Source organism: Spirochaetota bacterium (genome assembly GCA_026414805.1).
Taxonomy (GTDB): Bacteria; Spirochaetota; UBA4802; order UBA4802; family UB4802; genus UBA4802.
The window spans coordinates 1-11,001 of record JAOAIH010000090.1 but is presented as its reverse complement, the minus strand read 5'-3'; the positions used below and the strand labels follow the sequence as shown (position 1 = coordinate 11,001).

Genomic DNA, 11,001 nt, shown 5'->3' with positions numbered 1-11,001 from the left:
TTAGGAAGCTCTGGGATGGATGCCGTAGCGTGTTGGGTTGTGTGCTTAGCGGTAATAGCCATGGATGGCGTCGTTAAGCACGCTGTGGAGGGATTTATGTTTAGAGAAGGAAGTCAAGGTAAAAGGAAAAAAAAAATACATACGGTATTGGTTATGCATGAAGCCACAGGTGTGATTGGCAAATGGTAAGTGCACATTTTCCATTGAACTTATAGTCTGGGCAAAAGAAAGTGAATAATGAGTCGACAAAAATATCTTGAAAAAGAAACCCATGCATGCCATCTGTAAGCTAAAGAAACATTGCATTCCATTTCCATAATTCAATAACAAATGGTGTTAATATATGCGCAAAACAAAAATAGTATGTACCATAGGACCAACAAGTGAATCCAAAGAGATGATAATAAAGCTTGTAAAAGCCGGAATGAACGTCGCACGGCTTAATATGTCGCACTCAACGCAGGAATTGCATGCACAGCGCATTGCTATTATTAGAGAAGTTTCAAAAGAATTAAATGTACCCATTGGCATCCTAGCTGATTTACAGGGACCAAAAATTAGAATTGGCACTTTGAAAGAAAAGGTAATACTGGAACCAGGTCAACAGTTTATCCTTACTACGCGAAGTGTGCCTGGCAATAGCGTTGCTGTAAGCGTTTCGCTAAAGGAACTTCCAGAATCGGTGAGCAAGGGGCAGACAATTCTTATTGATGATGGACTACTGGAGTTGCGTGTTGATCAGGTTGAGAATACTGATATTTATACCACTGTGATCCGTGGGGGAGAACTGAAAGATAATAAAGGAATAAATCTTCCTAATGCTTCAGTTAAGACAAGTTCGATTACCCAAAAAGATATTCGCGATTTAGAGTTTGTTATCAAACAGGATGTTGATATGATAGCTTTGTCGTTTGTGCGCAGCGCTCATGATGTTGTGGAATTGCGGAGTTTAATGGAGGAATTTGGGGGATCTATCCCTATTATTTCAAAGATTGAAAAACATGAAGCTGTTGCAAATATAGATGAAATTATTGCTGCTTCACAGGGTATTATGGTTGCCCGTGGGGATTTAGGTATTGAAATACCAATTGAACAGGTACCAATAGTGCAGAAAATGATCATTGAAAAGTGCAACCAGCAAGCAAAGCCGGTCATCACTGCAACACAGATGCTTGATTCAATGATTCGAAATCCCATACCAACACGAGCTGAAGCAACGGATGTTGCCAATGCTGTTTTTGATGGGACTGATGCACTCATGCTTTCAGGTGAAACTGCATTTGGGCAGTACCCGGTGGAAGCAGTCCAGACCATGGCGCGCATTGCTGAATATGCTGAAAAGACATTTATCTATAAAGCAGCTATTGCAGAAAAAAAGATGTACACAAAATCCACCATTACTGATGCAATTGCACTGTCTGCACATGAGTCAGCAAAAACGCTTGGTGCTGATTGTATTCTTACTGCCACTCAATCAGGATATACCGCTCGTAAAATTTCAAAATACAAGCCACAGATTCCCGTGATTGCTGTTACTACCAACCAAAAAGTAGTGAATCAGCTATCACTTTCTTATGGTGTGATTCCATTGCAAATAAAGCAGTGCCATGATATAAATGAGCTGGTTAATGAAGCCATAGCTGTAGCACGTGAAAAAAATCTGATACATGACGGTGACCTGCTTGTAATCACTGCAGGGATTTTGGCGGGAGTAACCGGCGGAACAAATGTCATGCGGATTTACCTTTTGGCAGAAGAGATTGCGCAGGGCATTGGATTTGGCGAAGGGGTGGTGCATGGTAGCGTACAAATGGGAAAGTCCGTTGAGCTATCGCACAATATAATTATTGTGACTAATGAGCTTACCCAGATTAAAGGTACAATGCCAAAAGCGGTGATTACCGCTGAGTGTAGCATCACTTCTCCCATCATACATTATTGTAGGGAGAATGGCATCTCTGTTATAGGTGGTGTCAATATTGATAAGCTTGCTGTGGTAGATGGCCAAGAAATCACAATTGATATTTTACGCGGAACCATTTATAGAGGAACAGTACATTTGCCATTTGAATGATATGATTGAAGAAATTGAAAATCACGAAACAGTGTATTCGGTAAGCGATATTACCGGAATACTGAAACGGCTGATTGAGTCAACGCCAGAGCTTAACGGCGTATGGGTCAAGGGTGAGATTTCTAACCTTACCTATCATTCATCGGGTCATATCTATTTTTCATTAAAAGATGAACAAGCGGTAATTCAGAGTGTGTTTTTCAAGCACGCCAATAAAAATCTGGATTTCAGACTTGAAGAAGGTATGAGTGTGGTGGCATTTGGTGGTGTTACTGTGTTTGAAAAGCGCGGTTCATATCAGTTTATTGTGTATAGAATCCGTAAAGAAGGTATTGGCGAGTTGTTGCAGCGGATTGAAAAGCTTAAAGAAAAATTATATAAAGAAGGGCTGTTTTCGCCAGAGCGCAAAAAACCATTACCAGCATTGCCACGGCGGATTGGGGTAGTTACCTCACCAACCGGTGCTGCTATTCGTGACATTATTAAGGTGGCAATGCGTCGCTTCCCTAATATTGAGATTGTCATTGCCCCCGTAAAGGTGCAGGGTGAGGGAGCAGTTGAGTCGATAGTTACCGGAATTCGGGAGCTGAATAAGCCTGAGTGGGGAGTAGATGTCATTATTGCTGGACGTGGAGGCGGTTCATTTGAAGATTTGATGGCATTTAACGAAGAGGCTGTAGTACGTGCATTTGCTTCATCACGTGTACCAATTATATCTGCAGTGGGACATCAGATTGACCATCCCTTAAGTGATTTGGCCAGTGATGTTGCTGCACCAACGCCGTCGGCTGCTGCTGAGATTGCAGTACCGGTAAAAGATGATCTGCTGGCAACTATAAATAATTCCACGCAGCGAATGCTTCGCAGGCTTTTTATGATGGTGCAAACTTTTAACAACCGCATTGCTCTTGTTACAAGGCGTCGGGTGTTCCAGAATCCATTAAGTATGGTTGAAAATTACGAACTTGCTCTTGCTGATACCCAAAACAGGATGCTTGCAGCAATGCACAAGCATATTGCAGGTGCACGAGAACGTCTGAGCAGTTTAAAGGATTTACAGCTTATCATGAAAAATAGATTGCAAAACTACTGGCACATCTTTATGATGCAAGCAAGCAAGGTGGAACATCTTTCTCCGGTGAATGTGTTGAAACGTGGATATTCCATTACTATGAAGGATAATAGGGTAATTTCTTCTATCACAAATGTTCACCGGGGAGATAGTGTCCACGTTATTGTATATGACGGGTCGCTTGAATGTGAAATACAATCAGTACGCACTGAGGTAGGCTTTGGAAAGAAAGGCTAAAAAATTAACATTTGAAGAAGCGCTGGAAGAACTTGAAACAATAGCTTCAAAGCTGGAGTCAGGTGAGCTGACGTTAGAGCAGTCTATTCAGTTTTATGAGAGAGGTGTGCAGCTTGCACAATTTTGCAGGCAAAAGTTAGAAGAAGCTGAGCGTAAAATTGAAGTATTACAAAAGCAGCCTGATGGCACGATTCAGAAAAAACCCTTACGTGTAAAAGAAGATACAGGAGAAATAGAAGATGATGAGGATATTCAGGGTTCGCTTTTGTAATAAACTGTTATTGATTATAGCTATTATAGGCATGGTAGCCTGTGGCAAAGAAAGTCCCCTGCAGTTTTGTGAAGGTGTTGATAAGGATGGTAAGCCAGTCAATTGCGGCTCCCAATTTACTACTGGTGATATGACTTTGTATGTTTCCGCACAGGAGCCTTTTGGTAGTGACAGGGCAACAGTTATTGTGTACGAACAAAAGAAATACAGTCAGCCAGAATACACCCGATTTGAATATGCCATAAATCCAGATATGTCTTCTGCAGCAATACCGTTTTCAATATACGCTGAGGGTACCTACATTGTATCCGTAACTGTTAAAGAAAAAGAAATAGCAAAAGGGACCGTTACAATTGTTGACACTTACTGATATTTTTTTTCATGCTGCTTCCTCTTTTTTTCTTCCAGAAGCTGATGGATCACAAGCAGCGTGGCACCTACCACAATTGATGAATCAGCAACATTGAATGCTGGCCAGCGGAATACCTCATCACTTCCAATATAGATAAAGTCAACAACTCCGGGCTTGCCAGTAATCCTATCCAGAATATTGCCGATAGCTCCAGCACAGATGAGCCCCATGCTTATAGTGAAAATAAGCGTTTTGTTTTTTTCTAATATGAAATATCCAATAAGAAGCAGTAATACAACAATAGAAACAACAAGAAAGAATTGCTGGTAACCTTGCAGTATGCCAAATATTCCTCCCTGATTGTAGATGAGAGTTAGCTGTACAAAGCTGCCAAGCACATTGACACGTTCATAGATGGAAATGTATTTTTCCACAAGTGCTTTTGTGATAATATCGCTAGCAAGAATAACAATAAAAATCATGACGGCTATCAGTGTGTTTTTTGTTGTCTTTGTCATTTGTACACTCTATCTCCATAAAAATGATTAAGATTCTTCTTTATGTCATCCTGAGGTCGCGATGCGACCTCAGGATCTCTTTTTTAATTTTAGATTCTGCTTCTGCTCAGAACGACAATACAACACTTTATTTTCCTGGTGGTTCTCGAAGTCAAAATGACTAAATATGATAATTCAGCACATTAACACAAAATTCAAAACTTTCACTTCACATCAAGTTTCAAGACAATATCAGTACACCGTTTACAGAGTTCTGGATGCTCTGGATGTGTTCCAATGTCATGCGAATAATTCCAGCATCGCACACATTTTTTCCCGTCTGATTTTGCCACCAGTATTGAGCTATTTTCATAATCGGCCATGCCTGAAAGCTTTTGATTTGCAATGTGTACCTGGGCCACTTGGAAAAAGCGTTTGCTATCGCTCATGGATTCAAGTAATTCTTTTGTGGAAGGGCTTGTGGTAAAGATATGCACATCAGCTTCAAGGGAACTGCCAATCATCTTTTCCTTGCGTGCTATCTCCAACGCTTTCAGGACGTCCTTTTTTATATCAAAGCACACATCCATTTTTTTAGCAAGTGCTTCATTATGCCATTCATTAGGCAGTTCCATGTATACATCAGCATGCACTGAACCTTCCTTACCTAAGAATTGCCATATCTCTTCAGCGGTAAATGCCAACACAGGTGCAATAAGCCTCAGCATTGTTTCTGTTACATGGTACAGCACTGTCTGGTTTGCTCTTCGTAGTTTTGAATCCTTGGCTTCTACATACAAAATATCTTTTGAAATATCAAAATACAGTGATGAAAGGTCAACAGCGCAGAAGTTAAGAATTCGTCGGTATACAAGGTGAAACTCGTACTTTTCATAATGTTCACGCACCTGTTTTGAAAGTACATGTAGTTTATGAAGTATCCATTTATCTATATCCGATAGCTCATCGTAATCAACACACAGAGATGGATGAAAGTCAGCACAGTTGCCTATCATAAATTTGAAGGTGTTGCGGATTTTGCGGTATGAATCAGCAATCTGCTGCACCATGTCATAGCCAATACGCACGTCATTGCGGTAGTCCTCAGAAGCAACCCAAAGGCGAAGGATATCAGCACCAAATTTGTTGATAATATCATCGGGCGGAATGACATTGCCAAGCGACTTACTCATAGCTCTCCCTTGGTCATCAAGTACAAAGCCATGTGTCAGGACTGTATCATATGGAGCACGTTGCCGCAATGCCAGTGCAGGCCACAGTGAAGACTGAAACCAACCACGGTGTTGGTCGCTTCCTTCTAGGTAAAGGTCAGCTGGCCAGCGGTGGTCATCACGGCTGTCAAGCACAGCAAAGTGTGAAACGCCAGAGTCAAACCACACGTCAAGGATATCATATTCTTTTTCAAAGCTGTCACTGCCACACTCACAAGTAAAATCCGGAGGAATGAGGCTGTGAATTTCATCGGTATACCATGATTCAATGGTTCGTTCACGTGAAATCTTAGCAAAATAAAATATTGTTTGGGCATTCATCTGATTTTTGCCGCATTTTTTACAGTAGAATGAAGGAATAGGTACCCCCCAGGATCGCTGGCGAGACAGGCACCAGTCAGGGCGTGTTTCCACCATGCCCTTAAATCTGAGTTTGCCCCATTCCGGTATCCATTGTGTATCCTCCGTTGCCTGCAATGCAAGCTGTCGCATATCGTTATGATCGATAAGCATAAACCACTGTGCAGTGGCCCTGAAGATAAGAGGCTGTTTGCACCGCCAGCAATGTGGGTATGAGTGCTCTATATCGCTGGTAAAAATAAGCATATTATTTTCTTTTAACAGGTTAATGATTTTAGGATTAGCGTCAAAGACATTGACTCCTTTCATTGGGGCAAATTCGTCGGTAAATTTACCTTCATCATCTACAGGGCAGAACACATCAAGGCCGTATTCAAGGCCAACAATATAATCTTCAAGTCCGTGACCCGGGGCAATATGGACAATACCAGTACCCTGATCCAAGGTAACAAAATCGCCAAAAATGACTTTTGATTCCCTTTCGATAAAAGGATGGTATACTTTCAGAGAACGAACATTATCAATAGATAGTGGTATCTTTTCGCCAAGTGTATGGCCAGTTACAGTGGCAAATGATTCTGCAAGGCCATCAGCCATGATGTAGTATTCATTACCAGCGTTATATGCGGAGTAGTCAAAATCAGGATGAAAGCATACCGCTAGGTTAGCAGGCAATGTCCATGGCGTGGTTGTCCATACTACCACATACAGGTTATTAGCATCCACACCCTTAAATGTAACTGATGCTGGATCCACCTTGAATTTAACAAAAATTGATGGTGAGGAGTGATCGTGATATTCCACTTCGGCTTCAGCAAGAGCAGTCACGCATGTTGGGCACCAGTAAATGGGTTTTTTCCCTTTAGTGATAAATCCTCTTTCAAAAAGCGAGCCAAAAATTTCAAGTATTGTGGCTTCATAATCCACTGACATGGTTAAGTAGGGGTTGTCAAACTGGCCAAATACGCCCAAGCGTTTGAATTCTTCCTTTTGGATATCAATAAATTTTTGGGCATACTCTCTGCACAATTTGCGAATATCCTGCTTTGGCATTTGTTTGGCTTTTGGGCCCAACTCTTTTGTTACTTGCAATTCAATAGGAAGCCCATGACAGTCCCAACCAGGTACAAAAGGTGCCTTATATCCACTCATCGTTTTATGTTTAACAATAATGTCTTTGAGTATCTTATTTAATGCATGCCCAAGGTGTATGTGCCCGTTAGCATATGGGGGGCCATCATGCAAAATATATAATTCATTGCCTTCACGGGATTGCTGAATCAGTTTGTATATGTCCATCTTTTCCCATTGCTGTAACATCTGAGGTTCACGCACTGGGAGATTTGCCTTCATGGGGAAATCCGAAGAAGGGAGATTAACGGTTTTAGAATAATCCATTGATACCCTCACACACAAATTAAAATTAATAGTATAGACCGCAATAATCCAAAGGAGAACAGTATTAAGCTATATACTTATAATAAAAGAATAAATACTGCTGATATTTCAAAAAAACATTTGTCAATAGAATTTTAGTGTTTTATAAATACATTTTACAGATTTTCAGGTAACTCTGTGATATTAATAGTCTATCGCATATTATTATAGTTGTATATATAAATTTTAATTTATTACTTTTAGTTTTTTAAGGAGATAGTTCATAGGATTAATCTTTTAAATAAATAATAAATGAGGATATAACAATGATAGAGCTTGATTTTACCAAGTTAGACGGGCTGGTTCCAGCAGTGGCACAGGACTATAAAACTGGCGAAATCCTGATGGTTGCGTTTATGAACAAAGAGGCATTTGAACTAACATTAAAAACAGGTATAGTTCATTATTGGAGCAGGTCACGAAATCAATTATGGAAAAAAGGTGAATCTTCTGGTAATGTCCAGGAGGTTAAGGAAATTCGCATTGATTGTGACAATGATTGTGTATTAATTAAAATTAATCAGATAGGGGATGCAGCCTGCCATACTGGCTATCGCAGCTGTTTTTACCGGGTAGTTGAAGGTGATAGTTTGAAAACAGACGGAATAAAAATCTTTAATCCTGAAGATAAATATGGAGATAAAAAATGAGCCTTATTAAGTTAGGAATACCAAAAGGAAGTTTAGAGAGTGCAACTATAGAGCTTTTTAAGCGTGCAGGTTTTTCAATATCAGTATCGTCACGAAATTACTTCCCAAGTATTGATGATCCTGAAATTTCCTGTTCACTTGTGCGAGCTCAGGAGATGTCAAAATATGTGGAAAGTGGTGTGCTTGATGTAGGGCTTACTGGGCTTGACTGGATATTGGAAAATGAGTCAGATGTAGAAATAATATCAGATCTTATTTACTCAAAGGTAAGCACCCAGAAGGCAAAATGGGTACTTGCTGTTCCAAACGATTCTCCCATAAAAACCCTAGAAGATTGTGCAGGCAAGACCATTTCAACTGAGCTTGTCAATTTTACTAAAAAATATTTCAGTGATCGCAATATCCCTGTAAAAGTTGAATTTTCATGGGGTGCAACTGAGGCCAAAGTTGTTGAAGGACTGGTTGATGCTATTGTTGAAGTCACTGAAACAGGCTCCACAATAAAAGCTCATGGGCTTAAAATAATTTACACCTTGCTTGAAACAAATACCAAGCTCATTGCCAACAAACAGAGTATGAACGACAAAGTCAAGCGTGCAAAGATTAAACAGATTGCCCTGCTGTTGCGTGGTGCGTTGAATGCAAATAATCTTGTGGGCATTAAAATGAATGTCCCCGAAGATAAGCTCCCTGATGTTATTAAGCTCATACCAAGCTTAACCTCGCCAACGATATCAAAATTATATAATGCAACATGGTTTTCGGTTGAAAGTGTTATCAACGAATCGGTGGTGCGCGATCTTATCCCCAAACTTATCAACGCTGGTGCTGACGGGATAATTGAGTACCCGCTTAACAAAGTTGTTTCACAGGAAGACGTATGCTTAAAGTGACACAATCATTTAATTAAGAAAGGTAGGAAATGCAGCAGGATGTTATCAGCAGAGGAAAGCAGTTTGTTAAATCCTTTGCTGGCACTTTGCCTGCACCTAAGTTTTATGTCGATAGCTATCGATATATTGCCATTGCTAAAAAAATTTATGATACATCATCAATCATTGCATACTGTGCCGAATGTATGCGCAAAAAGGGGACATCACTTGGACACAGTTACTATCATGCAGAAAAAGTGGCAATAGAATCGGCGGCGATAGTCCTTAAAGAAAAAGGCGTCTCAGGAAGGTCAATACACCTGGCGATGCTTGCACTCATAGCAGGGTTTCTTCATGATTACTATCGTGATAAAAAAAATCATCCAGCAAAAGCTGCAGAGTATGTCCGCACCCATCTATCGCATATTATTCCTCATAACGATATAGAAACTATCACATTTGCTATACTCAACCATGAAGCTTTCAAAGAATATCAGATAGTTGATAATAGTGATATGATGCTTGTTTCAAACGCTCTATATGATGCTGATAAGTTTAGATGGGGCCCTGATAATTTTGTATACACAATCTGGGATATGATTGCAACAATGAATATTTCACTTAAAGATATTGTTAAACATTTTCCTCAAGGTGTGGCACATATTAATACTATTCGCTATACATTCCGATCTAAAACAGGCATAAATTACGGTCCTGAATTTATTGACCAGGGAATGCTTATAGCTGAAAAGCTGTTGCAGTTTTTGCAGAAAAATTTATAAAATATTAGATTAGTTTATTAATTACGGGAGAAAAATAATATCGTTACGGGTGCATGGCTATTGACATTAAAAGGTAAAAGCGCAAAAACGCATAAACAAATACCATTGTTCAAGCAATGGACCAAATGTTACCTTTCAGCATTAAACTATCGCCATTTGATAATGGTTAAGAGTTTAATCACTTTAGGAAGATTGTAGGGGAGTTGAGGTCGTAAAGTATCATTATGAAATTAATTACAAAAAATCTTGACAAATAATGTCTTTTTTTAGGAATATTTTATTTAAATTGTATATATTATATATTTTACAAAAGCCCACGTAGCTCAGTGGCAGAGCATTTGCATGGTAAGCAAAAGGTCACCAGTTCGATTCTGGTCGTGGGCTCACTATTAATTTTAGTAAAAAAATTGTATTTTTTTTTGATTCATGTGATTAATTACTTGACGTGATGTGCTATACTTATAGCGTGCTTTCGTATCTATATAATTGCATACAAATGCTAAAAAACTGTTAATAACTCATTACACTTGCACATATTATTATAAATAATAGGATATTATTATGCGTGAAGTAGTTCTTTTATCATGTAAGGATTGTAAAAATCGTAATTATGCAACTAAGAAAGACAAGAAGAAGCAAACCGGCAAGCTTGAGGTGATGAAATACTGTAAGCATTGTAACAAGCATACATTGCACAAAGAGACCAAAGCGTAGGGTGTAAAACGTGTTTAATAAAACTGTACAATTTATTAAAGAATCCAGAGAAGAACTAAAAAAGGTATCGTGGCCTGAAAGGGAAGAGGTAAGTGCTCTGACAATGGTTGTTATAGTAACAGTTATTATCACTGCAATATTTTTATGGCTTGTTGATGCTGCATTAATGAAAATAGTTTCACTGGTGATGCGATAGTTATGACAAAAGGGTGGTATGTAATACATACATATTCCGGCCATGAGAATAAAGTTAAACTGGCACTGGAAAAAAAAGTACAGAATCTTAATCTTGGGGATAAGATATTTCAAGTTAAAATTCCAACTGTTGAAGAGCATTCAGTAAAGGATGGCAAGAAGATTGTAAAACCCAAGAAGATTTTCCCCGGATATGTACTCGTTGAAATGATTCTTGATGATGAAACATGGATGGCTATCAAGAGTATACCGGGAG

General features: G+C 39.3%; 13 protein-coding genes and 1 tRNA gene. 12 read left to right on the top strand and 2 right to left on the bottom strand.

Annotated features, from left to right (window positions below):
• The 5 genes from N3F66_13675 to N3F66_13655 form a co-directional block, all read left to right on the top strand.
• Positions 1–189 (top strand): hypothetical protein (locus tag N3F66_13675; protein ID MCX8125192.1); only part of this gene is annotated, 189 nt, incomplete at its 5' end.
• A 154-nt stretch (positions 190–343) separates the two neighbouring features.
• Positions 344–2,074 (top strand): pyruvate kinase, encoded by a 1,731-nt coding sequence (gene pyk, locus N3F66_13670; GenBank protein MCX8125191.1) that lies wholly within the window; start codon positions 344–346, stop codon positions 2,072–2,074.
• Between the two features lies 1 nt (position 2,075).
• Entirely contained in the window at positions 2,076–3,383 is a 1,308-nt protein-coding gene (gene xseA, locus N3F66_13665; GenBank protein ID MCX8125190.1) for an exodeoxyribonuclease VII large subunit, read from the top strand.
• Positions 3,367–3,654, top strand: coding sequence for an exodeoxyribonuclease VII small subunit (xseB, locus tag N3F66_13660; protein ID MCX8125189.1), 288 nt, complete (start codon positions 3,367–3,369; stop codon positions 3,652–3,654). Before xseA ends, xseB begins: the two co-directional genes overlap by 17 nt.
• Complete coding sequence (locus N3F66_13655; protein ID MCX8125188.1) at positions 3,623–4,024, top strand: hypothetical protein; 402 nt, start codon at positions 3,623–3,625, stop codon at positions 4,022–4,024. The genes xseB and N3F66_13655 overlap by 32 nt, the downstream gene beginning before the upstream one ends.
• Here N3F66_13655 and lspA read toward each other — a convergent pair.
• Positions 4,018–4,524, bottom strand: coding sequence for a signal peptidase II (gene lspA / locus N3F66_13650; GenBank protein MCX8125187.1), 507 nt, complete (start codon positions 4,522–4,524; stop codon positions 4,018–4,020). The two genes, N3F66_13655 and lspA, sit on opposite strands and share 7 nt — an antisense overlap.
• A 203-nt stretch (positions 4,525–4,727) precedes the next feature.
• Complete coding sequence (ileS, locus tag N3F66_13645; protein ID MCX8125186.1) at positions 4,728–7,493, bottom strand: isoleucine--tRNA ligase; 2,766 nt, start codon at positions 7,491–7,493, stop codon at positions 4,728–4,730.
• A 305-nt stretch (positions 7,494–7,798) separates the two neighbouring features.
• Here ileS and hisI point away from each other — a divergent pair, with 305 nt between their 5' ends.
• The 7 genes from hisI to N3F66_13610 form a co-directional block, all read left to right on the top strand.
• Complete coding sequence (gene hisI / locus N3F66_13640; protein MCX8125185.1) at positions 7,799–8,182, top strand: phosphoribosyl-AMP cyclohydrolase; 384 nt, start codon at positions 7,799–7,801, stop codon at positions 8,180–8,182.
• Positions 8,179–9,075 carry an ATP phosphoribosyltransferase gene (gene hisG / locus N3F66_13635; protein ID MCX8125184.1) on the top strand — a complete coding sequence of 299 codons (897 nt, stop codon included), beginning with the start codon at positions 8,179–8,181 and terminating at the stop codon, positions 9,073–9,075. Before hisI ends, hisG begins: the two co-directional genes overlap by 4 nt.
• Before the next feature lie 29 nt (positions 9,076–9,104).
• Entirely contained in the window at positions 9,105–9,836 is a 732-nt protein-coding gene (locus N3F66_13630; GenBank protein MCX8125183.1) for a hypothetical protein, read from the top strand.
• Between the two features lie 312 nt (positions 9,837–10,148).
• A tRNA-Thr gene (locus N3F66_13625) sits at positions 10,149–10,220 on the top strand.
• Positions 10,221–10,397: 177 nt separating this feature from the next.
• Positions 10,398–10,550, top strand: coding sequence for a 50S ribosomal protein L33 (gene rpmG, locus N3F66_13620; protein MCX8125182.1), 153 nt, complete (start codon positions 10,398–10,400; stop codon positions 10,548–10,550).
• Between the two features lie 10 nt (positions 10,551–10,560).
• The gene (gene secE, locus N3F66_13615; GenBank protein ID MCX8125181.1) at positions 10,561–10,746 is read left to right on the top strand and encodes a preprotein translocase subunit SecE; all 186 of its coding nucleotides are present in this window, start codon (positions 10,561–10,563) and stop codon (positions 10,744–10,746) included.
• Between the two features lie 2 nt (positions 10,747–10,748).
• A partial coding sequence (locus tag N3F66_13610; GenBank protein MCX8125180.1) for a transcription termination/antitermination protein NusG occupies positions 10,749–11,001 on the top strand: 253 nt, incomplete at its 3' end.

Coding starts and splice junctions, on each gene's coding strand:
- N3F66_13655 (MCX8125188.1), top strand. CDS start 3,623: ATGATGAGGATATTCAGGGTTCGCTTTTGTAATAAACTGTTATTGATT.
- lspA (MCX8125187.1), bottom strand. CDS start 4,524: ATGACAAAGACAACAAAAAACACACTGATAGCCGTCATGATTTTTATT.
- xseA (MCX8125190.1), top strand. CDS start 2,076: ATGATTGAAGAAATTGAAAATCACGAAACAGTGTATTCGGTAAGCGAT.
- hisG (MCX8125184.1), top strand. CDS start 8,179: ATGAGCCTTATTAAGTTAGGAATACCAAAAGGAAGTTTAGAGAGTGCA.
- N3F66_13630 (MCX8125183.1), top strand. CDS start 9,105: ATGCAGCAGGATGTTATCAGCAGAGGAAAGCAGTTTGTTAAATCCTTT.
- ileS (MCX8125186.1), bottom strand. CDS start 7,493: ATGGATTATTCTAAAACCGTTAATCTCCCTTCTTCGGATTTCCCCATG.
- pyk (MCX8125191.1), top strand. CDS start 344: ATGCGCAAAACAAAAATAGTATGTACCATAGGACCAACAAGTGAATCC.
- rpmG (MCX8125182.1), top strand. CDS start 10,398: ATGCGTGAAGTAGTTCTTTTATCATGTAAGGATTGTAAAAATCGTAAT.
- hisI (MCX8125185.1), top strand. CDS start 7,799: ATGATAGAGCTTGATTTTACCAAGTTAGACGGGCTGGTTCCAGCAGTG.